Source organism: Kribbella sp. NPDC058245 (assembly GCF_042882005.1).
Taxonomy (GTDB): Bacteria; Actinomycetota; Actinomycetes; order Propionibacteriales; family Kribbellaceae; genus Kribbella.
In genome coordinates this window covers 432,494-453,094 of the sequence record NZ_JBHVWY010000001.1, presented here as the reverse complement: position 1 = coordinate 453,094, position 20,601 = coordinate 432,494, and the positions used below count along the sequence as shown (strand labels likewise).

The following is a 20,601-nucleotide window of genomic DNA, read 5'->3' as shown; positions in this document are numbered from 1 at the left end:
CCATGCCCGAGACGACCGCAGCATTCACCATCGACCTCAAACCCGCCGATCCGTTGCTGGAGGCAACCGGTCGCTTCGACTTCACCAAGAACTGGACCGGCGGCATGGTCGGTACCAGCACCGGCCTGATGCTGTCGGCCGGCGATCCGTCAACCGGTACGGCGGGTTACGTCGCCCTTGAGGTGTTCAGCGGGCGGATCGACGGGCTGGAGGGCACCGTCGTCCTCCAGCAGTTCGGCACGATGACTGGCGAGACCACCCTGTACTACGAGTTCGTCCCAGGCTCGGGAACCGGTCAGTTGGCAGGCGTCCTGGGCAAGCTGAAGCTCGACGGTCACGAGGTCAGCGTCAGCTATCAGGGGCCGTGAACCCGCAATAACGTCCGAACGATCGGAGAGCCCGTCTCCGGTCCTTCGGACGTTAACGAATGCCCTGCACTAACGTCCGAAAAACCGGAGGGCCCGTCTCCGGTCCTTCGGACGTTACGCACGTCATGGCGCTCACCGGGTAACCCACCGGCGCGCTAGGTCGCCAGCGCGAAGAGGGTGCTGGGTAGTACGGAGACCACGACGGCGGCCGCCGTGAACAGGGAGACCATCACGACCGCCGGCGTCTCGATGTCGACCGAGAACGGGTCGTCGGCCGGGAGCAGGAAGAGTTCGGCGACCCAGCGCAGGTAGACCGCGAGGCCGATCATCACGTTGATCGCCATCACGATCGCCAGCCAGCCCAGGTGTGCGTCGATCACGGCCTGGAACGCGGCGAACTTCGTGAACAACCCGGCCAGCCCCGGCGGCAGACCCGCAAGCACGACCAGGAAGAAGATCAGCGCGACCGCGAGCCCAGGCTCCGACCGAACCATGCCGCGGTAGTCCGTGAGCAGTCCGCGAGGCCGGTGTCGCTGCACGATCGCGACCGCTCCGAAGGCGCCGAGCGTCACGACGACATACGCCGCCAGATACCCGACGACCGCCTGGGCGTCGCCGACCGCGAGCGGGGCGAGCAGGAAGCCGACCTGACCGATCGACGACCATGCGAGCAGCCGCACGGCCTCACGCTGCCGCAGCGCGGCCAGGTTGCCGATCGTCATCGTCACGGCCGCCAGGATCGCGATCACCAACTGCAGGTCCGAACCAGCCGGCGCGATCCCAGTCACCACCAGCACGAGCAGTCCGGCGACCCCCGCCGACTTCGACACGACCGCCAGGAACGCCGTCACCTCGATCGGCGCACCGACGTACGTGTCCGGGAGCCACGCGTGGAACGGCACCGCCGCGATCTTGAACGCGAACCCGACGACCACGAACAGCCCGGCGGCGAAGGCGACCCGCCGCAGGTCCGGGTCGAGCCCGGTCAGCCGATTCGCGATCGTGGTCAGGTACAGCGACCCGGTCACGCCGTACAGGTAGGAAATGCCGAACAGCATCACCGCGGTCGACAACACCGAGACCAGGAACGCCTTCAGCGCCGCTTCAGACCCGCGACGATCACGCCTCAAGGCGACCAAGGCGAAGCTCGGCAGCGAGACCACCTCGAGCCCGATCACCACCGTCGCCAGATCGCGCGCCCCGGCCAGCGTGGTCGCGCCGACCAGCGCACTGAGCAGCAGGAAGTGGTACTCACCGACGGGGATGTCCGAGGCCAACAGCCGGTACGCCGAAAGTCCGACGACCCCGAGTCCGCCGAGCAGCAGGACTCCCCACAGCCCGGCGGTCAGCGGCTCGAACACCAGACTGCACTCAGCCGGGCCCTCGACCACTGGACGGCAGAAGGCCGGCTTGAAGTCGTCGCGTTGCGCCCAGACGAACACCAGTCCGAACAGGATCACCGCACCGGTCAGCAGGCTGACGACGGTATGCCGGAGCTGTGCCGAAGCACTGCGCCAGAACGCGTCGATGAGCAGCACGGCGACCGCGCCGATCGCCAGCACCAGCGGTACGGCGAGCGCCTGCCAGTCGGTCCACGTGAGCGTCACAGGCTCCCCCACTGGTGCAGAAGCAGACCAGGCCAAACCCCGAGCAGCACCGTCAGCACGATCAGCGGCGTCCAGGTGATCAGCTCGATCCGGCTCAGATCAACCGCAAACGCGCTGGCCGGATTCTCAGCAGGATCGCCTTGGCAGAGGTTGCGGACCAGCCGCAGGAAGTAGGCCGCGGTCAGCACTGTCCCGATGCCGGCGACCGCCATGAAGACCAAGTAAGTTGCCCGCGGCAATGAGTCCGCCGGGTCGTAAGCACCGAGCAGGACCAGCATCTCCCCCCAGAACCCGGCCAGCCCTGGCAGACCGAGCGACGCAAGGCAGGCGAACGTGAGCAACGCCCCGATCCGCGGTAACCGTGCGTACAGGGCCCGGCCGATCGTGCGCAGGTCGCTGGTGTCGTGGCGGTCCTTGATCGCACCGGCCAGGAAGAACAGCAGGCCGGTGATGATGCCGTGGGCGATGTTCGCGAACAGCGCGCCCTTCATCCCGGCGTCCGAGAGCGAGGCGATGCCGAGGCCGACGAAGCCCATGTGGCCGACGCTCGAGTACGCGATCAGCCGCTTGATGTCGGTCTGGCCGAGGCAGGCCAGCGATCCCGCGATGATCGCGACGGTCGAGAAGCCGGCCAGGTACGGCGCGATCGTCACCGTCGCGTCGGGCAGGATCGGAACCAGGATCCGGATCAGGCCGTACGTCCCGAGCTTCAGCAGGACACCCGCCAGGATCACCGAGCCGACCGTCGGCGCCTTCGCGTGCGCATCCGGCAGCCAGATGTGCAGCGGCCACAACGGCACCTTGACCGCGAGCCCGACCGCGACCAGCAGCGCGGCGGCCAGCGGTACGCCGTGCGCACCGAGGACCGGCGTACTGGTCAGCTGAGCGATGTCGAACGTCCCGGCCTGCCGGTGGATGAGCAGGAACCCGAGCAGCATCAGCGCGGACCCGAACACCGTCATCAGCACGAACGTCGTCGCGGCCCGCTTGCGCCCGACCGGGTCGTGGTCGTCGCCCCAGATGTCGATGATCAGCCACATCGGGATCAGCACGATCTCGAAGCAGACGAAGAACAGCACGAGATCCATCGCGGAGAACGCGCCGATCACGCCCGCCTCGATCACCAGTAGCAACGCGATCAGCGAACGCATCCGGCCGATTCGCGGGGTGATCTTCAGCAAGTAGATGCAGCAGAGGAACGTCAGTAGCGCGGTGAGGATGATCAGCGGCAGCGAGATCGTGTCGATGCCGAGGTGGAACCGCACATCCAGCGGCGGAATCCACGGCACGTCCGTGACCGCCCGCAGCGGCCGGATCGTGTCTCCGGCCGACAACGGTATGTCGCCGCTGGTGTAGGCGAACCAACCGCCCGGCCGCGGCCAGAGCAGGATCGAACCGACCAGCACGAGCCCGGATACGACCGCCCCGTACGACGCCGCCAGCCGATCGCCGAGCTGAATCGGCAGCGCCCAGAGCGCCAGCGCGGCCAGCAGCGGCAGGATCAGGATCGCGAGCAGTACGCCGACCTCGAAGCTGTCATGTGCGGTGTGGACCGTGATCATCGAGCGATCACCCCGGCCAGGATGGCGAGAGCGACGACACCGACGACGGCTCCAGTCAGATAGGTCTGGACGTTGCCGGTCTGCAGCAACCGCAGCCCCTGGGAGGCCAGCGTCCCGGTCCGGTCGGCGGCTCGCACGTAGGCACCGATCACGTCGCGGTCTCCCAACACAGCCAGCTTGGACATCCACCGCACCGGCACCACGAACAGGCCGTGGTACGCCTGATCCACCCCGAACTCACGCTCCAGCACAGCCGGCCGCGGGTCCGCGCCACGTGACCACAGCGAGTACGCCGGGAGCACGCCGAACAGCACGAGAACCGTCGAACCGAGCGCGATCACCCAGTTGATGTGCAGACCATCGACGTACCCGAGTCCGATCGCTCCAACTGCCAGCAGAACCAGCGGTGCGAGCATCAGCCAGGGCGCGTCCTTGAGCTTCGATGTGTCCGGATCCTCAAGGTCAGCCATCGGGTCGTCCTGCTCGAACGCACCTATCGCCCCAGCCAGCGCAGGCGTCCGGAAGAACACCCACAGCCAGAGCCGCGTGCAATAGAAGGCCGTGAACGCCGCCGTCAGCCCGACACACGCGAGCACGACCCAGCCGATCGCCGAGCCATCCTCATGCGCGTGATCCCAAGCAGCTTCCAGCACGGTGTCCTTGGAGAAGAACCCCGCAAACCCCGGTACGCCGGCCAACGCCGCGAGGCCGACCGTCATCGTCAGGAAGGTCACCCGCAACGTGTTCCGCAGCTTCCCGCGGCGCGTGTATCGGCGGAGCACCACGAACGCGGCACTGCCGACCTGATGCAGCAGCACTCCGGCGCAGAGGAACAGCAGACCCTTGAAGGCCGCATGCGTGACCAGGTGGAAAAGCGCGGCGTGCCGTCCCTCCCGCGTGCCCAGCGACAACGCGGAGAACATGATCGCGAGCTGGCTGACCGTCGACCAGGCCAGCACCCGCTTCACCTCGACCGCAGCCATCGCACACAACGCGGCGAACAGCATGGTCACGCAGGAGATCACCGTGAGCACGGTCATCGTGGTCGCGGAGGCCGAGAAAACGTCGTACAGGCGGGCGATCAGGAAGACACCCGCGGCCACCATCGTCGCCGCGTGGATCAGCGCGCTGACCGGGCTCGGACCGGGCATCGCGTCCGGAAGCCAGGTCTGCAAGGGGACCTGGGCCGACTTGCCGACGACCCCGACCAGAAGCAGTAGCGTCCCGGCGGTCAGTACGCCGGGCGAGATCCGGGCCGGGTCGAGCTCGGAGATCCGGAAGGTACCGGCGCCGACGCCGAGGACGAAGATGCCGAACAGGAAGCCGACATCGCCGAGGCGAGTCATCAGGAACGCCTTGACCGCGCCGGAGCGGGCCTCGCGCCGCTCCCAGTAGTGACTGATCAGCAGGTACGAGCAGGCGCCCATCACCTCCCAGCCGATCAGCAGCAGGAACAGGCTGTCCGATACGACCACGGTCGCCATCGCGGCGGTGAAGAGCGTGACGAGCGCGTGGTACGACGCCGCGCGCTCGTGCAGGTAGCTGAGCGAGTAGACCTGCACGCAGGTCGCGACGACCCCGACGACCGCGAGCAGCAGCACGGTCAGGTCGTCGGTGCGGACGGCGAACCCGATCGTCAGGTCGCCGATCTGCGAGTTCAGGAACGACGCTTGGTCCGGAGCGGCGCCGTACAGGAGGCCGGCGATCAGCAGCAGAAGCAGCGAGAACCCGACACCGAGCACCCGCCAGACGGTCGCGATCACGTCGGGGACTCCTCGTGCTCGACCAGGTCGCGGGCGGCGTCCGCGTCGACGTGACCGTGGCCGCGGAACAGCAGCAGCACGATCGCCAGGCCCAGCCCGATCTCGGCAGCGGCCAGCGTGATCACGAAGACTGCGAGGGTCTGACCGGTGGCCAGGCCGTCGAGGTGCCAGGCGTCGAACGCGACCAGGTTCAGGTTCACCGCGTTCAGCATCAGCTCGAGCGACATCAGGATGGTGATCGCGTTGCGGCGAGACAGGACGCCGTACACGCCGAGGCAGAACAGGACGACCGCCAGCAGCAGCGGGAGGACCAGTGGCATCTCAGTCCTCCTTCTTCCGCTGGGACAACGCGATCGCTCCGATCAGCGCGGCCAGCAGCAGCACGGAGAGGATCTCGAACGGCAGCACCCAGGTCGTGAAGATCGACGTACCGAGGGCGTTGGCGGAACCGGCCGGGACGGGCTTGATCTTCTGGTTGCCGAAGGCAAGCACTACGCCGGAACCGAGCAGCAGCGCGAGAACGACCGCGACGCCGGCCGCGAACGGGCTGCGACCGGTGGTCAGATCGGGCAGCGGGTTCGTCGGCGCTTTGGTGAGCATCAGGGCGAACAGGACGAGTACGACGATCGCGCCGACGTACACGAGGATCTGCACCAGCGCGACGAACTCGGCATGCAGGACCCCGAAGCAGCCGGCCACCGCGCCGAGCGTGACGACCAGCCACAAGGCCGCGTGCACGATCCGGCGCGAGGTCACCACCATCACAGCGGCAGCCACCGCCGCCGCACCGGCGACAGCGAAGAGAGCAGTGGTCACGCCTCATCCCCCACGGATGTGACGGCTGGGCCCGGATCGATCGGCTGCGGCGCCGGGACGGTCCACATCCACTCGCGCAGTTTGTCCTTCTCGTGCGTGAGGTTGCGGAGCTCGGTCTCGGCGTACTCGAACTCGGGCGACCAGAACAGCGCGTCGAACGGGCACGCCTCGATACAGATCCCGCAGTACATGCACAGGCTGAAGTCGATCGCGAAGCGGTCCAGCACGTTCCGGCTGCGCTCGCGCGCCTGCTCACCGACCGACGGCGCGGTCTCGGTGTGCGAGTCGATGTAGATGCACCAGCTCGGGCACTCCCGCGCACACAACATGCACGAGGTGCAGTTCTCCTCCATCAACGCGATCACTCCGCGCGACCGCGGCGGCAGCTCCGGCTGCACGTCCGGATACTGCTCGGTGACCGACCGACGGCCCAAGGTCTTCGCGGTGACCTTCAGCCCATCGATCAGACCCTTACCCGGTACGCCCACGCTCCACCTCCCCGTCGAGATCCTGTCCTAGCAGGACACTAGTCGGTTCCGCCCCGATCCCGCGCCAACGCGTCGATCAGATCGCTTCGACTCGCACCCCGGTGGCGTTCGAGGCAAGCGCAGTGAGGTCATGCTTGTCGCCGGTGAGCACGACGCCTCCAGGCTCGGCGAGGGCCACCAGGGCCGCATCAACTGCCGACCCGCGCCTGGCCGCCGTCCTGAGCTGTGCAGCACGCCGGGCAGTCGACTCGCTGAGCACGCCCTTCACGATGCACCCCTTGAGGAACAGGTTCGTCCGAGCATCCTTCTGGGCATGTCCGGTCAGGCATTCCACCAGCACCAGCGACGGCACGATCGGCGGCCACTCGAACTCGGAGCTCAGCACGGCCAGCACGGCATTCGATAGGTCCGTGGGTTTCGACAGGAAGGTGACGGCGCCACTATCCAGAATCAATCCGGGCACCGATCAGCTCGCTTTCGGAGCGTGCTGATCGCTGCGGGCGGTCTCATCAGCCGCCGGAGGCTGAAGGTGCGCCTTGATCCGCGCCACAAGCTCCTCGGCCTTTGCGAGAGCCTCGTCCGATGGCTCACCGAATTCGCGGATGGAGTCTTCGACGAACCGAGCCATCGCCATGATCTTGTCCTCGCGGTCGATCTCGGCCCGGATCGCATTTTGCAGCAGCTCGGACGCAAGCAGCTTGCGGCTTTTAACCTCGGTGTAGAGGTCGTCCGGGAGATAGATCTGCATCCTTGGCATACGCCTAACTATACACCCCTCCTGATTCTCACAACTCCTTTTCCAGGCGGGCGGCGACCTGGCGATAGCGGCTCACCGGTATCAGGTGAACGCCGTCGAAGGCCCCTGAGTCACGGATCCGGAGGATCTGTTCGCAGGCGTGGTCGATGCCGGCGTCGCGATCCTGGTCGACCGCCTTGATCAAACTGTCGGGGATGGTGAGCTGAGGCAGGGCGGCGAGGTTGCGGGCCATGGTCGCGCTGGCCAGGACCATCACCCCGGCATAAACGGGGATGTTCAGGTCGACTGTGTCGCGCCAGCGGAGGAGCTCGTCGACGTCGTAGCTGATCTGCACGAACAGGAAGTCGGCCTCGGCCTTCCAGCGCGGGATCGGCCGGAGGCGGGTGGTGGCGCCGACCTGGAAGGGGTTCAGACCCGGGTACGACGTCGCCCGCGTCTGCTCGATCATCGTGCGAACCGTGAGCTGGCTGGTGCGCGCGCCCTCGGCGGGGTCGTCGCCATGCACGAAGAGGAACTGCTCGACCCCGTACGCCGCTGCCGTGAGCAGGTCGCGGCGGAAACCGAGGAGGTTGCGGTCGCGCGAGTTCAAGCAGGCGATCCCGCGGGAGCCCATCGCCTGCACCTCGTTGGCGACGGCGACGCTCGAGACGGTCGCCCGGCCGATGTGGTTGTCGGGAATCAGGAAAGCGTCCGCGATCGGGCTCATCACCCCGATCTGGTGCCGAACCTTCTTGAGGTCGGGGCGCGTCGGCGGCTCCACTTCACAGATCAACTCGAATCCCGGCATGCCGCAGACCCTACTGATCGAGCGGGCGCGTGAGCTGGAGTTTCAGGGAGTGGGCGCCTGCTCGGGTCGATCAGGTGGTGGGGAGAGTTGCGGCGCGGGTTTCCAGGAAGCGTTGTTCGGTGGCGTTGTCCGTCAGCGTCCCGGCGGTTTGGTAGGCCTCGCGGGCTTCGGTGGGGCGGTTGAGGCGAGCAAGGAGGTCGGCTCGGATGGCGTGGAAGAGGTAGTAGGTGGTCAGGTCTAGTTGATCGACCACGCTCAACGCCGCGGCCGGGCCTTCAACCTCAGCCAGGGCCACGGCTCGGTTGAGGGCGACGATCGGGGTTGGCTCGAGGGTGAGCAGGTGGTTGTAGAGCTGGAGGATCTGGGTCCAGTCGGTCGGCGGGGTGTCGCTGTGGACGGCGTTGATCGCGGCCTGCAGTTGGTACGGACCAGGCTGGTTGCGACGGAGGCAACGCCGTACCAGCTTTTGGCCTTCGGTGATCAGATCGGCGTCCCATTGCGAGCGGTCCTGGTCGGCCAGGCGGACGAGGGAGCCGTCGGCGTCGACGCGGGTGCGGCGGCGGGAGTGCTGGAGGAGCATCAGCGCGAGAAGGCCGAGGGCCTCGGGTTCGTCGGGCATCAGGTCGACCAGGACCCGGCCGAGCCGGATCGCCTCCACCGCGAGGTCGTCGCGCACGAGGGTCTCGCCGGATGAGGCGGCGTACCCCTCGTTGAAGATCAGGTAGACGACGGCGAGCACGCCTCGGACGCGTTCGGGGAGGTCGGCCTCGTACGGGACTCGGTACGGGATGCCAGCCGCGCGGATCTTCGTCTTCGCCCGGACGAGGCGCTGCGCCATGGTCGGCTCGGGTACCAGGAAGGCCCGGGCGATCTCGGTCGTGGTCAGCCCGCCGAGCATCCGCAGCGTGAGCGCGACCCGGACGTTGAGTGCGAGGGCCGGATGGCAGCAGGTGAAGAGCAGGCGCAACTGTTCGTCATACACGGCTCCCACCTCCTCCGGTTCGGCCTGCGCGTGGACGAGCGCCGCCTGCGCATGCTTGTCGTCGCGCTTGTCCTCACGGCGCAGGCGGTCGATCGCCCGGTTCTTCGCGGTCGTGATGATCCAGCCGGCCGGACTCGGCGGTACGCCGGTCTCCGGCCACTTCTCGAGCGCCGCGGCGAACGCGTCCTGAACGGCGTCCTCGGCGATCTCGAGATCGCCGAACACCCGGGTCAGCACGGCCACCGCGCGACCGTGCTCAGCCCGGAACACCTCGGCAATGGTCATCCCTGGAACGGCCGCACCTCGATCGGCAACGGCTCCAGCACCGCCGCCATCTTCCGCGCCCAATGCAGCGCCGCGTCGAGATCCTCGGCCTCGATCACCGTGAACCCACCCAGGTGTTCCTTCCCCTCGGTGAACGGCCCATCGGTCACCAGCACCTCCCCGCGGGCAGCCTTCACCACGGTCGCCGTCTCCGGCGGATGCAGCCCGGCCGCGAACACCCACACGCCCGCCGCCTGCATCTCCTCGTTCACCACCTGCAGCTCACCCATGATCTTCGCCAGCGCCTCCGGCTCCGGCACCGGCCCATCCGGCTGATAGATGCTCAACAAGTACTGCGTCATCGTGACCTCCCGGTCCCTAGTCTCACCCCTTATACGAACCGGGTGGCCTCAGATCGACGAGACGGACGCGCACCACCGACCAACTCCGGCAGGATGCCGGTCGCCACGCTCAGCCGGGCGCTTTCGACCCCAACGAGACGAGGTTGGTCGGTGGTGGCGGTCGGAGTGGCTAGCGACCGATCTGGGGGTTGTCGATGGCCCAGTACCAGTCGTTGTCGCCGTTGGTGAGGGACCAGGTCAGCTTGAGGGTGCGGGCGCCGGCGGGGACAGGGACGGTGAGGCGTTCCTGCTTGGCGATGACGTCCGTCGTGTAGGTGAGGATCGGCTTCGGGGTGCCGTTGTCGAAGGCGGCGAGGACGGTGGCGGTCTCGTTGCCGCTCTTCAGGTAGTGCGAGGAGAAGCTCACTGTCGCGTTGGTCGCACCGGTGACGTCGTACGCCGGTGAGACCAGCTTGCTGTTGAACAGACCGCTGCGGGTCTTGTCGGACCACTCGTCCGAGTCGGCGACGGCGAAGACCCCGCGGGCGCGGACGTTGCTTTCACGCTGCTGGTCCGGAGCTGCCCGGGTCCAGAAGTCGTCCGTGGTGAACGACCAGCCCTGCCACTCACGGACGCCGCCAGCACCCAGGCCGGCGTTGTCGATCGTCCAGCCCGACGGCGCGCTGTGCGTCCAGCCCTTGACGTCAGCCGGTACGCCGGTCTCGTCGAGCCGCGACTGGAGTGAGCCAACCAGCGAGTCGAACGGATCCGCAGGAGGCGTCACCACACCGTCGAGCTCAGGCACGGTCAGCCCGAACCGGCTCAGCACGATGGCCGCGATGTCCACGTTCTTCGGCGCGATGGCCGGCGTACCGGGCGTCGTACCGGGGCCGTTGCGGATGATGAACGACGACCGCTCGGGCACCGAGCTGCCGCCGTGACCGCCTGCTTCGGTGTGACCGTGGTCGGCGGTGACGACGATCGTCCAGTCTTCATTCGCGTACGTCGGTCGCGCGCGAACTGCGGACAGCAGAGTGGCGACGTGCTTGTCGGTCTGCTCGATGGCGGTCCGGTAGCAGGCACCAGCGGCACCACAGGTGTGGCCCGCGATGTCGACATCGCCGAAGTACACGAAGGACGCGTCCGGGCCGGTGTCCTTCAGATACGCCGCTGCCTCGGTCGCGATCCGCGCGTCGGCAGCGGCCCAGCCGAGGGCGTCACCGTCGTACGTGACCTTCTTCTGCACCGCGTCACTGAAGATCGCCTGCCCGGCGCTGTTGGTGGTCAGCGGCGTCCAGTCGGCGATCGCGTACGTCGACAGTTCGGGGCGGGCGCGTTCCAACCTGGTCAGGAAGTCCGGGTACTGGGTCAGGTTCGTCCCCGTCCCCCAGCTGTTGCTCTTCACCTTGTGCTTGTCCGGCCAGACACCGGTCGCGTTGGTCGCCCACCCTGGTCCGGAGAGCGTCGGCGCGAACGGCGAGGCGTACAAGGAGGTTTTGGCGGCCGAGCCGGAGCTGATCAGGCTCTTCAGCGCCGGGGTGTCGAAGGCCTGGATCTTGCTCAGCAGCGCGCCGTCGATGCCGATCACCAGCACCTTCTGCGGACGGGCGGCGGGTGCCTCCGCACTACCGAAGGCGGGGACGGCGAGAAGACTGGTCGCGGCTGCGATGGCCAAAGCTGTGATGGCGAGGGGGCGGTTCACGGGCTCCTCCGAAGGCAGTTGATTGGTCCGGACCAATCAATCAAAGCGGGCGCGCGAGATCAACGGCTCAGCAGTGGCGCGGAGGTGAATCTCAGAAGACAGTGAGCAAAAGCGGTCAAGACTCAGCCGGCCGCGGATCGGCAGGATCTAGGTATGGATCTGTTCGTGGCATTGGTGGACGTGGTCGGCGAAAGCCTCGACGACCCGTCCGCATCCGGGGCCGAACTGGCTCGGCGGTTGCACCTTTCGCGGTTCCACTGCGACCGGATTGCGACAGCCGTGGCGGGCGAGACACCGATCGCGCTCCGACGGCGGTTGCTGCTGGAGCGGGCGGCGTACCAGCTGGCCAGCACCGATCGCGGCATCCTCGACATCGCGGTCGACGCCGGGTTCGGGTCGCACGAGGCGTTCACGCGGGCGTTCTCCCGGTCGTACGGGACGACGCCGAAACAGTGGCGCCGGCAGCCGACCCATCCGTTCTTCCTCGACGCACCGAGCGGGGTCCATTTCCATCCACCGGCCGGCCTCCGCCTGCCGGCCCGACGAAAGGTCACCAGCATGGACATCGTCACCGGTCTCGCCGATCACCACGTGAGTCTGCTCGGCGAACTGATCGACCGCGCCCGCGACATCTCCCCCGAGGTCCTCGACGGCCCGATCCCCGCACCCGATCTGGACGAGCCGCCGATCACGCCGCGACGGATGCTGGACCGCATGGTCTGGCAGCTCGAGATGTGGCTGGCCGCCGTGGCCGCCGAACCGTTCGAGTTCCCGGAGAGCGGCCGGGCAGTCTCGCTCGGCCAGCTGCGGGATCGCTACGAGGTGGCCGGCCCGCGGTTCCTCGACCTGGTCCGCCGGGTCAGCGCCGAGAACACCTTCGACGAAACCTTCGTCGACTCGACCTGCGCACCGCCCACCGTCTCCAGCTACGGGAGCATGATCGCCCACGTGCTCACCTTCGCCGCAGTACGGCGGATGCTCGTCGTCGACGCGTTCCAAAAGGCAGGCATGACCGATCTCGGGTACGGCGACCCCGCGCCGTTCCTCGCCAGATCCTGACTAGCTTGGGTCGATCGGGAGGGAGACCACGACCTCCAGGCCGCCGCCTGGGCGAGGGGTGGCGGATACGGTTCCGCCGTGGGCTTCGGCGACGGAGCGGACGATCGAGAGGCCGAGACCGGCGCCCTTGCCGGTGACCAGGCGTTCGGCGCCGAGGCGGTAGAAGGGCTTGAACAGCGCTTCCACCTCGTACGGCGGGATCTCCGGGCCAGTGTTGGTCACCGCGATCTGCACCTGCTGACCGGCTGCTCGGGACAGCACCCGGACCCACCTTTCGCCGTCGGGCAGGTTATGGCGGATGCCGTTCTGCACGAGGTTGTGGACAAGGCGTTCCAGCAGCAGTGCATCGCCTTGGGTCGGGGCGTCGCCGGGGCCGCGGATGATCTCGACACCGGCTGCGGCGGCCTCGCCACCCAGTTGGCCGGCAACGTGGTCGACGACGTCCGCGAGGTTGACCGGATAGACCGTGGTCAGCTGCTTCTCGGAGTCGGCCAGGATCAGTAGTCCGTCGATGAGCTGCTCGTGCCGGGCGTTGATGGCGAGCAGGCTCTCCCCCAGTTCCTGCACGTCCGCGGAGGCCGTCCGGCGATGCATGGCGACCTCGACCAGGGCGCGGCCGAGCGTGAGCGGCGTCCGCAGCTCATGCGAGGCGTTGGCGACGAACCGACGCTGTCCGTCGAAGGAGTGGTCCAGCCGCTCGACCATGGTGTCGAAGGCGTCCGCCAGGTTCTTCACCTCGTCGTCGGGTCCTCGCAGCGCGATCCGCTCGTGCAGTGCGGCCGGTGAGGCGGCTATCCGGCGGGCAGTGTCCGTGACCCGGTGCAGCGGCGCCAGCACGCGTCCAGCGACCAGCCAGCCGAAGCCGGCCGCCAGTGCACCGACTGCCACCAGTGCGATGCCGCCCTGGGTCAGCAGCGACTTGGTCGCCGCCTGCCGCACCTGCTCGCGCTGCTGCTGCATCGCCTGCTCGGCCGCCGGACCGGTGAGCACGGTGCCGTCCTTGGTCGTCGTGAACACCTGGTTCGGCAGCGGGGGTTTCGCTGTCGCACCTGCCGCTGGCGGGTCGAGATAGGTCCCCTGCACGATCACTCGGTACTGCTGACCGAAGTTGCTGCTGAACAGCACGTACGTCAGTCCGAGCAGTAGTGCGCCGGCCGCCAGGAACAGCCCGCCGTACAGGAGGGTCAGCCGGCCTCGGAGCGTCAGGGGATGCGGTAGCCAACGCCGGTGACGGTCTCCACCAGCCCTGGTTCTCCCAGCTTCCGGCGCAGCTTGAGGATGGTCAGCCGGACCACTCCGGTGAACGGATCCACGTGCTCGTCCCATGCTTTCTCCAGCAGTTGTTCGGCCGACACGGTCGCACCGTCGGCTCTGAGCAGCTCGGCGAGTACGGCGAACTCCTTCTTGGACAGTGGGACGTAGCGGCCGTCCCGGAACACCTCGTGCCGCGCCGGGTCCAGCGTCACACCGGAGCGACGCAGTACCGGCGGATCGGCCGGACGGCTCCGTCGGCCCAGCGCCAGCACGCGCGCAGCCAGCTCAGCGAAAGCGAAGGGCTTGGTCAGGTAGTCGTCTGCGCCGAGACCTAGGCCGAAGACCCGGTCCGTCACCGCAGCGGCCGCCGTCAGCATCAGCACCCGGGTCACCGACCCGGACTCCACCACCTGCCGGCACACCTCGTCGCCGTGGACGACGGGGAGATCGCGGTCCAGCACCAGTACGTCGTACTCGTTCGTGGCCAGCCGTTCCAGGGCCGCACCACCGTCTCCGACCACGTCGACGGCGTGGGCCTCGTCGCGCAACCACTCCGCGATCGCCCCTGCCAGCAACGGCTCGTCCTCGACCACCAGTACCCGCACACTCCCCATGATCCCTGACCGCCAGGTTTCCTCCGCGTTATCGGCTTCGGAAACCGTCAGGAAACGCCGTACGGCGAAAGCTCTTGCCCACCACCGAGCAAGAGGAGACGTGATGCGCAAGACCACCCTGGCCGCCGCTGCGCTGGCGGCCGTCGTACTGATGACCGGCTGTGGCACCGATGACCCAGACACCCAGGTCGCCAGTGGATCGGGGACACAGACCACCGCTCCGACCAGTGCGGCACCCAGCCTGAGCCGGGACGAGAAGGCGGTCAAGTTCACCCAGTGCCTGCGCGAGAACGGGCTGAACGTGCCGGACCCGGAGCCCGGCAAGCCGCCACTCCTCAAGTTCGGCCCGGACTCCGGGGTCCCACCGGAGAAGGTCCAGAAGGCGATGGATGCCTGCCAGCAGTACAGCCCGCAGGGCGAGGGCGCCGCCGACCCGCAGATGGACGAGAACGGCCGCAAGCACGCCGAATGCATGCGGAAGAACGGCGTGGAGAAGTTCCCGGACCCGAAGCCGGGCCAGCGCGGCATCATGATCGGCCCCGAGGTCGGGGAGGACCCCGACTTCCCGAAGGCGCAGGAAGCGTGCCAGAGCATCCTGGCGGGGCGCTGATGCGCAGAGTGCTGACGGCCGTGGTCGTCCTGGCCGCCGGGGGCGCGATGAGCGCGTTCCTGGTGAACCGGGGCGACACCAGCCAGGCCGCGAACCAGACCGCTCAGGCATTGCCGGTCAACACGGCCAAGGTCACCCAGCAGAGCCTCAAGGACACTGAGACCGAGGACGGCGAGCTTGGCTTCGGTACGACGTCCACTGCGGTGAGCCGCTCCGCCGGAACGATCACCAGCCTGCCGGACAGCGGGCAGGAGCTCCACCGCGGCAACACCGTCTACAGCATCGACAACAAACCGACCACCTTGCTGTACGGCGCACTGCCGTCGTACCGGCGTCTCGCGAACGGGAGTGAGGGCGCGGACGTCCGGCAACTGGAGCAGAACCTGCGTGCGCTGGGCTACACCGGCTTCACCGTCGACGACGATTACACCTCGAGCACTGCCGAGGCGGTCGAGGAGTGGCAGGAAGACCTCGGCCTGGACGAGACCGGGGTGGTGGAGCTGGGGGCTGTTCTCTACGCACCGGCCCGGATCCGGATCCACAGCGTGCAGGCCGAGGACGGTGCGCCGCTCGGGCCAAACCAGCCTGTCCTCACCTACACCGGTACGACGAAGGCTGTGACCGTGCAACTGGATGCCGCCGACCAGCGGCTGGCGAAGCTGAAGGCGAAGGTCACCTGCACGCTTCCGGACGGCAAGACGGTGTCCGGCGTGATCGAGAAGGTGTCGACGGTGATCATCCCGGCCACCGATCCGGCCAAGGATCCGGAGACCAAGATCGAGATAGTTGTTGCCATCGACAACCAAAAGGCGGTGACGGCCTGGGCGCTCGCCGCCGTCGACGTGACGTTGACCGCCTCGGAACGCAAGAACGTGCTGACGGTCCCGGTGGCCGCGCTGGTCGCCCTACGTGAAGGCGGCTTCGGCGTCGAGGTCACCGACGGCACGTCGTCGCACTACGTGCCGGTGAAGACCGGCCTGTTCGCCAACGGTCAGGTCGAGATCAGCGGCGCCGGAATCAAGGCCGGCACCACGGTAGGGGTCCCCAAATGATTGAGCTGCACGAAGTCACCAAGGTGTACCCGGGTGGTGTGAAAGCCCTCGGCGGTGTCAGCCTGCGCATCGACCGCGGCGAGCTGGTCGCGATCGTCGGGCCGTCCGGCTCCGGCAAGTCGACGATGCTGAACGTCCTCGGCACGCTCGACCGCCCCAGCTCCGGCACGGTCCGCATCGACCGGTACGACGTGGCGCGGCTGTCCGACGCGGGTCTGTCCGCGTTGCGGGCGACCCGGATCGGGTTCGTGTTCCAGCAGTTCCACCTGGCGTCCGGCGTACGGGCGATCGACAACGTCGCCGACGGTCTCCTCTACACCGGATTGCGCTCATCGGTACGGCGTCAGCGCGCTGCCGCCGCGCTGGAACGGGTCGGGCTCGGCCACCGGATGGATCACGAGCCGCACGAGCTGTCCGGCGGCGAGCGACAACGGGTGGCCGTGGCGCGAGCAGTCGCGGGTGAACCCGCCGTACTGCTGGCCGATGAGCCGACCGGAGCGCTGGACTCCGTCTCCGGAGCCGGCGTGATGGAGCTGCTGCGGGACCTGCATGCGGCCGGTACGACGGTCGTCGTGATCACCCATGACCGGGACATCGCGGCGGCGCTGCCGCGTCAGGTCCGGATGCGTGACGGCGTCATTCTGGAGGAGACATGAGTGAGTTGCGACCGGCGAGTCTCGGACTGCGCGATGTCGTCCGGGTTGGGGCGGTCGGGCTGCGGACCCGGCCGATGCGGGCGTTCCTGTCGGCGCTGGGGATCGCGATCGGGATCGCCGCGATGGTCGCGGTGGTGGGCATCTCGTCGTCCTCGCGGGCCGAGCTCGACGGGCAACTCGATGCCCTGGGCACCAATCTGCTCACCGTCACGCCGGGCGTCCGGCTGACCGGCGAGCAGGCCCAGCTACCGCTGACCGCGGAGTCGATGGTCGGCCGGATCGCGCCGGTCCGGGCCGAGTCGGCCATCGGTACCGTGGACGGCGCCGCGGTCTACCGCAGCAACAAGATCCCGGTCATCGAGACCAACGGCATCGTCGCGTACGCCGCACGGACGAACCTGCTCGACACGATCGGCGCGACGATCCGCAGCGGCAAGTGGCTCGACGCGGCGACCGGCCACTACCCGGCGACCGTGCTCGGCGCCGCCGCGGCCGACCGGCTCGGCATCACCCGCGCCGGTCCGGACACCCAGGTGCTGATCGGCAACACCTGGTTCACCGTGCTCGGCATCCTCGAACCGGCCGCACTGGCACCGGAGCTGGACGCCGCGGCCCTACTGGGCTGGCCGGCTGCCGGCAACACCCTGGGCTTCGACGGGCACCCGACCAGGATCTACACCCGGTCCGACGACGCCCAGGTCGAGGCAGTGCGGGCAGTGCTCGGAGCAACGGCCAACCCGGAGGCGCCGAACGAGGTCGACGTCTCGCGGCCGTCGGACGCGCTCGCCGCCAAACAGGCCGCCGGCCAAGCCTTCACCGGCCTGCTGCTCGGCCTCGGCGCGGTCGCCCTGCTGGTCGGCGGAGTCGGCGTCGCCAACATCATGGTGATCTCGGTCCTCGAACGACGCGCCGAGATCGGCCTACGCCGCTCACTCGGTGCAACCCGCGGCCAAATCCGCCTCCAGTTCCTGACCGAGTCCCTGCTGCTGTCCGCCCTCGGAGGTCTAGGCGGCGCCTTACTCGGATCCGCAGTCACCGCGGCCTACGCGTCGTACCAGGGCTGGCTGGCGGTGATCCCGGCCTGGGCTTTGGGCGGCGGGGTGGCGGCCACTCTGGTGATCGGCGGCCTAGCCGGCCTGTACCCGGCGATCCGGGCCGCCCGGCTCTCCCCCACGGAGGCCCTGGCGACTCATTAGGAGGCGACGACGCCGATACCGGTGATGGCGAGCTGGATCAGTGCCACCGGAACGAGGCCCTGCCAGGCGAGTTTCTGGAGCTGGTCGGCGCGCATGCGGGGGAACGAGACGCGGACCCAGATCACGACGAAGGCGACCACGGCGGTCTTCAGGATGGTCCAGATCCAGCCGATCGAGTCGGGGCCGGGGCCGGACCAGCCGCCGAGGAACAGGACGGCGGTCAACGCGGAGAGGATGACAATTCCGGCGTACTCGGCGAGCAGGAAGAGGGCGAAGCGGAGGCCGGTGTACTCGGTGTAGGGGCCGAAGATGACCTCGGAGTCGGCGACCGGCATGTCGAAGGGCGGGCGCTGCAACTCGGCGAGGCCGGCGATGAAGAAGACGATCATGCCGGGGAGCTGCCAGAGCAACCACCAGGGGTTCCAGGCGTCGGCGATCCCGGTCAGGCTCAGCGAACCGGCGGCGACCGCGACGCTCGCCGCCGACAGCACGAACGGGAGCTCGTAGCTCATCAGCTGCGCCGCGACCCGCAGGCCGCCGAGCAGGCTGTACTTGTTGCCGCTGGCCCAGCCCGCCATCAGCGAACCGAGGACGCCGACGCTCATCACCGCGAGCACGAAGAACAGCCCGGAGTCGAGGTCCGCGCCGACGATGCCGGGCGCGATCGGGATCGCGGCCAGCGCGGCCATGTACGGCAGGATCGCGACGAACGGCGCCCACTCGAAGATCCGGCGATCCGCCGCGGCCGGTACGACGCTCTCCTTCTGGACGAACTTGACCCCGTCCGCGACCAGTTGCGCCCAGCCGTGGAAACCGCCGGCGTACATCGGGCCGAGCCGTGACTGCATGTGCGCCATCACCTTGTGCTCGGCCTGACCGACCACCAGCGGCGCCACCAGGAAGGCGACGATCACGCCGACCACCCGCACCACGAACTCCAGCATGACCGTCACCCTATCGACTCCAGCTTGACCTGAACCACCGTTGAGGTCAGAGGCTGGGCTTCATGAGCACAGTTCTCGTCATCGGAGCCACCGGTCGCACCGGCCGCCACGTCGTCGCCGGCCTCCTCGCCGCAGGGGTCACCGTCCAAGCCCTCGTCCGTACGCCGGACCACGCCGACCTGCCCGCGGACGTGCAGTTGGTCGAGGGCGACCTGACGGATCCAGACGCCGTACGACGGGCTGCCGCGGGGGCGGATGCGGCATTCCTGCTGTGGCCGTGGTTCACCAGCGAGGGCGCCGCGGCCGTGGTCGCGGAGTTGCCCCGGCGAGTCGTATACCTGTCGACGCTGAACGGGGGTGGGTTCTGGGGTGAGATCGAGGAGTTGCTGAAAGACCGCGACTGGACCTTCCTCCGCCCAAGCGGGTTCGCCGTCAACACGCTCGCGTGGGCTGAGCAGATCCGCGCGACCGGCGTCGTACGGCTGCCTTATCCAAAGGCTGCCCGATCCCTCATCCACGAGCGCGACATCGCGGCCGTCGCCGTACTGGCTCTGCTAGGCGACCAGCACATCGGGCAGACCTACGAGATCACCGGTCCCGAAGCCATCACCCAGGAGGACCAGGTCGCCACGATCGCCCAGGTCATCGGCAAACCGATCGGCATCGAACCGCTAACCGACGACGACGCCCGCCAAGAGATGCTCGCCCAAGGCGCCGACCCGTTCATCGCCGACAGCGCCGTCACCTACTGGTCCTCCCTCGTCCACACCCCCGAACCAGTAACCACCACGGTCCCCCAACTCACCGGCCGCCCACCCCTCACCTACAGCGCCTGGGCCACCGAACACGCCGCCGCATTCCGGTGAGGCGACGCCTCTGAACGGGACGCCCTCATTCTTTCCGCCGCACCCACCCGCTCGCTCTCCGTAACGGCGCGTCCCCCGACCACCCCCACCGGCCACTCCCCGTCACCACCCTCCCGCGCCCCTCCGCAGGCGACTCGGCCGACAACGCCTGCGGGTGGCTGGTCGCCGCGACGGCCGATCAAAGACAGGGTGGCTGAGCTGGGCGCGTGGCTGAGGGAGATGGTGCGCTCGGCGACCAACCTGAACGCCGCCTATGGCCGACGGGCTTCGGTTGCCGTCCCTGGCACCGAAGCCTGCAACCCGACCCACCCCTCTCCCCCACCGGCAATTTGAACGGATACCCCTCGAGGTTGTCCCTTCTCTCCTGAAATTTCGAGGGGAGAAGGGAACTTCAGGGGAGATCCCCTCAAATGTTCGCGGGGGAGGGAGAAGCGGAGGGGAGGGGGAGGGTGACCGGGGGAAACAGAAGGCCCCGGCGACCGGGGAAAGGAAAGGCCCGGCGACCGGGGTGGTTGCCGGGGCCTGGAAGCACAGGGGGTTAGAAGTCGCCGCCGCCCTTGTCGGCGGCAACCGAAGCCCGTCAGCCATAGACAACGGGGAAGCCGATCGCCAACCGAACCATCCCCCTCAGCCCCGCGCCCACCTCCGCCACCCGCCTCTGTAAATCGGCCGCAGCGGCGATCAGCCACCGCGTTCGCAACCGGCCGGTCCGGTGCGGCGAAGCACCCGCCTTCCCAACCCCAGCCACTCACCCACCGGCCGGCGGCCACAACTAGCGGCCGGAGCGGGATGGGGAGCAGGTCAGGCGGCGGGGTGCGCACCATGGCGAGGGCGCTCGCCCCAACCGGCCCCGGCCACAACTGGCGGCCGGAGCGAGAAACATAAGGACTGGTGATAGGCGGCGTACACCGGC

General features: G+C 68.2%; 21 protein-coding genes and 1 pseudogene. 7 read left to right on the top strand and 15 right to left on the bottom strand.

The genetic code is table 11. The features are described from left to right. Positions 1-2: 2 nt before the first annotated feature. A complete protein-coding gene (locus ACFVWG_RS02125; RefSeq protein WP_391541278.1) occupies positions 3-368 on the top strand; it encodes a DUF3224 domain-containing protein in 366 nt (121 codons plus the stop codon). A gap of 155 nt (positions 369-523) precedes the next feature. On the opposite strand, the gene ACFVWG_RS02120 is transcribed toward ACFVWG_RS02125, so the two are convergent. From ACFVWG_RS02120 to ACFVWG_RS02065, 12 genes and pseudogenes are all read right to left on the bottom strand, one after another. Next, positions 524-1,975 carry an NADH-quinone oxidoreductase subunit N gene (locus ACFVWG_RS02120; RefSeq protein ID WP_391541277.1) on the bottom strand — a complete coding sequence of 484 codons (1,452 nt, stop codon included), beginning with the start codon at positions 1,973-1,975 and terminating at the stop codon, positions 524-526. Next, positions 1,972-3,537 (bottom strand): NuoM family protein, encoded by a 1,566-nt coding sequence (locus ACFVWG_RS02115; protein ID WP_391541276.1) that lies wholly within the window; start codon positions 3,535-3,537, stop codon positions 1,972-1,974. Before ACFVWG_RS02115 ends, ACFVWG_RS02120 begins: the two co-directional genes overlap by 4 nt. Further along, positions 3,534-5,300, bottom strand: coding sequence for an NADH-quinone oxidoreductase subunit L (locus ACFVWG_RS02110; protein ID WP_391541275.1), 1,767 nt, complete (start codon positions 5,298-5,300; stop codon positions 3,534-3,536). The genes ACFVWG_RS02115 and ACFVWG_RS02110 overlap by 4 nt, the downstream gene beginning before the upstream one ends. Next, positions 5,297-5,620 carry an NADH-quinone oxidoreductase subunit NuoK gene (gene nuoK, locus ACFVWG_RS02105; protein ID WP_391541274.1) on the bottom strand — a complete coding sequence of 108 codons (324 nt, stop codon included), beginning with the start codon at positions 5,618-5,620 and terminating at the stop codon, positions 5,297-5,299. Before nuoK ends, ACFVWG_RS02110 begins: the two co-directional genes overlap by 4 nt. Before the next feature lies 1 nt (position 5,621). Beyond that, positions 5,622-6,116 carry an NADH-quinone oxidoreductase subunit J gene (locus ACFVWG_RS02100; protein WP_391541273.1) on the bottom strand — a complete coding sequence of 165 codons (495 nt, stop codon included), beginning with the start codon at positions 6,114-6,116 and terminating at the stop codon, positions 5,622-5,624. Between the two features lie 137 nt (positions 6,117-6,253). Next, positions 6,254-6,469, bottom strand: a pseudogene (locus ACFVWG_RS02095) (4Fe-4S binding protein); the annotation flags it as partial. A 211-nt stretch (positions 6,470-6,680) separates the two neighbouring features. Continuing rightward, positions 6,681-7,067 carry a hypothetical protein gene (locus tag ACFVWG_RS02090; protein ID WP_391541272.1) on the bottom strand — a complete coding sequence of 129 codons (387 nt, stop codon included), beginning with the start codon at positions 7,065-7,067 and terminating at the stop codon, positions 6,681-6,683. Positions 7,068-7,070: 3 nt separating this feature from the next. After that, a complete protein-coding gene (locus ACFVWG_RS02085) occupies positions 7,071-7,352 on the bottom strand; it encodes a hypothetical protein (protein ID WP_391541271.1) in 282 nt (93 codons plus the stop codon). 37 nt (positions 7,353-7,389) lie between these two features. Further along, complete coding sequence (locus tag ACFVWG_RS02080) at positions 7,390-8,148, bottom strand: methylenetetrahydrofolate reductase (protein ID WP_391541270.1); 759 nt, start codon at positions 8,146-8,148, stop codon at positions 7,390-7,392. 70 nt (positions 8,149-8,218) lie between these two features. Further along, positions 8,219-9,415 (bottom strand): RNA polymerase sigma factor, encoded by a 1,197-nt coding sequence (locus ACFVWG_RS02075; protein WP_391541269.1) that lies wholly within the window; start codon positions 9,413-9,415, stop codon positions 8,219-8,221. Beyond that, a complete protein-coding gene (locus ACFVWG_RS02070) occupies positions 9,412-9,756 on the bottom strand; it encodes a YciI family protein (RefSeq protein WP_391541268.1) in 345 nt (114 codons plus the stop codon). The genes ACFVWG_RS02075 and ACFVWG_RS02070 overlap by 4 nt, the downstream gene beginning before the upstream one ends. Before the next feature lie 169 nt (positions 9,757-9,925). Further along, positions 9,926-11,437, bottom strand: a complete 1,512-nt coding sequence (locus ACFVWG_RS02065; RefSeq protein ID WP_391541267.1) for an alkaline phosphatase family protein — start codon at positions 11,435-11,437, stop codon at positions 9,926-9,928. A gap of 153 nt (positions 11,438-11,590) precedes the next feature. Between ACFVWG_RS02065 and ACFVWG_RS02060 the strand changes: the two genes are divergently transcribed. Beyond that, complete coding sequence (locus ACFVWG_RS02060; protein WP_391541266.1) at positions 11,591-12,496, top strand: helix-turn-helix domain-containing protein; 906 nt, start codon at positions 11,591-11,593, stop codon at positions 12,494-12,496. On the opposite strand, the gene ACFVWG_RS02055 is transcribed toward ACFVWG_RS02060, so the two are convergent. Then, positions 12,497-13,621, bottom strand: coding sequence for a sensor histidine kinase (locus ACFVWG_RS02055; RefSeq protein ID WP_391541265.1), 1,125 nt, complete (start codon positions 13,619-13,621; stop codon positions 12,497-12,499). Positions 13,622-13,698: 77 nt separating this feature from the next. Further along, positions 13,699-14,355, bottom strand: coding sequence for a response regulator transcription factor (locus ACFVWG_RS02050; protein WP_391541534.1), 657 nt, complete (start codon positions 14,353-14,355; stop codon positions 13,699-13,701). A 112-nt stretch (positions 14,356-14,467) separates the two neighbouring features. Here ACFVWG_RS02050 and ACFVWG_RS02045 point away from each other — a divergent pair, with 112 nt between their 5' ends. The 4 genes from ACFVWG_RS02045 to ACFVWG_RS02030 are packed head-to-tail and all read left to right on the top strand — an operon-like array spanning position 14,468 to position 17,878. After that, positions 14,468-14,974 (top strand): hypothetical protein, encoded by a 507-nt coding sequence (locus tag ACFVWG_RS02045; protein WP_391541264.1) that lies wholly within the window; start codon positions 14,468-14,470, stop codon positions 14,972-14,974. Beyond that, positions 14,974-16,026 carry a peptidoglycan-binding protein gene (locus ACFVWG_RS02040; RefSeq protein ID WP_391541263.1) on the top strand — a complete coding sequence of 351 codons (1,053 nt, stop codon included), beginning with the start codon at positions 14,974-14,976 and terminating at the stop codon, positions 16,024-16,026. The genes ACFVWG_RS02045 and ACFVWG_RS02040 overlap by 1 nt, the downstream gene beginning before the upstream one ends. Beyond that, entirely contained in the window at positions 16,023-16,682 is a 660-nt protein-coding gene (locus tag ACFVWG_RS02035; RefSeq protein WP_391541262.1) for an ABC transporter ATP-binding protein, read from the top strand. Before ACFVWG_RS02040 ends, ACFVWG_RS02035 begins: the two co-directional genes overlap by 4 nt. Then, the gene (locus tag ACFVWG_RS02030; RefSeq protein ID WP_391541261.1) at positions 16,679-17,878 is read left to right on the top strand and encodes an ABC transporter permease; all 1,200 of its coding nucleotides are present in this window, start codon (positions 16,679-16,681) and stop codon (positions 17,876-17,878) included. The genes ACFVWG_RS02035 and ACFVWG_RS02030 overlap by 4 nt, the downstream gene beginning before the upstream one ends. On the opposite strand, the gene ACFVWG_RS02025 is transcribed toward ACFVWG_RS02030, so the two are convergent. Next, positions 17,875-18,822, bottom strand: a complete 948-nt coding sequence (locus ACFVWG_RS02025; RefSeq protein ID WP_391541260.1) for an NADH-quinone oxidoreductase subunit H — start codon at positions 18,820-18,822, stop codon at positions 17,875-17,877. The genes ACFVWG_RS02030 and ACFVWG_RS02025 overlap by 4 nt on opposite strands. 62 nt (positions 18,823-18,884) lie before the next feature. Between ACFVWG_RS02025 and ACFVWG_RS02020 the strand changes: the two genes are divergently transcribed. Continuing rightward, entirely contained in the window at positions 18,885-19,688 is an 804-nt protein-coding gene (locus tag ACFVWG_RS02020) for an SDR family oxidoreductase (protein WP_391541259.1), read from the top strand. Positions 19,689-20,601: the final 913 nt, after the last annotated feature.

Excerpts from the sequence above, each read along its gene's own strand:
- ACFVWG_RS02125 (WP_391541278.1), top strand. The coding sequence starts at position 3 with ATGCCCGAGACGACCGCAGCATTCACCATCGACCTCAAACCCGCCGAT.
- ACFVWG_RS02115 (WP_391541276.1), bottom strand. The coding sequence starts at position 3,537 with ATGATCACGGTCCACACCGCACATGACAGCTTCGAGGTCGGCGTACTG.
- nuoK (WP_391541274.1), bottom strand. The coding sequence starts at position 5,620 with ATGCCACTGGTCCTCCCGCTGCTGCTGGCGGTCGTCCTGTTCTGCCTC.
- ACFVWG_RS02085 (WP_391541271.1), bottom strand. The coding sequence starts at position 7,352 with ATGCAGATCTATCTCCCGGACGACCTCTACACCGAGGTTAAAAGCCGC.
- ACFVWG_RS02080 (WP_391541270.1), bottom strand. The coding sequence starts at position 8,148 with ATGCCGGGATTCGAGTTGATCTGTGAAGTGGAGCCGCCGACGCGCCCC.
- ACFVWG_RS02075 (WP_391541269.1), bottom strand. The coding sequence starts at position 9,415 with ATGACCATTGCCGAGGTGTTCCGGGCTGAGCACGGTCGCGCGGTGGCC.
- ACFVWG_RS02070 (WP_391541268.1), bottom strand. The coding sequence starts at position 9,756 with ATGACGCAGTACTTGTTGAGCATCTATCAGCCGGATGGGCCGGTGCCG.
- ACFVWG_RS02060 (WP_391541266.1), top strand. The coding sequence starts at position 11,591 with ATGGATCTGTTCGTGGCATTGGTGGACGTGGTCGGCGAAAGCCTCGAC.
- ACFVWG_RS02045 (WP_391541264.1), top strand. The coding sequence starts at position 14,468 with ATGCGCAAGACCACCCTGGCCGCCGCTGCGCTGGCGGCCGTCGTACTG.
- ACFVWG_RS02040 (WP_391541263.1), top strand. The coding sequence starts at position 14,974 with ATGCGCAGAGTGCTGACGGCCGTGGTCGTCCTGGCCGCCGGGGGCGCG.
- ACFVWG_RS02035 (WP_391541262.1), top strand. The coding sequence starts at position 16,023 with ATGATTGAGCTGCACGAAGTCACCAAGGTGTACCCGGGTGGTGTGAAA.
- ACFVWG_RS02030 (WP_391541261.1), top strand. The coding sequence starts at position 16,679 with ATGAGTGAGTTGCGACCGGCGAGTCTCGGACTGCGCGATGTCGTCCGG.
- ACFVWG_RS02025 (WP_391541260.1), bottom strand. The coding sequence starts at position 18,822 with ATGCTGGAGTTCGTGGTGCGGGTGGTCGGCGTGATCGTCGCCTTCCTG.
- ACFVWG_RS02020 (WP_391541259.1), top strand. The coding sequence starts at position 18,885 with ATGAGCACAGTTCTCGTCATCGGAGCCACCGGTCGCACCGGCCGCCAC.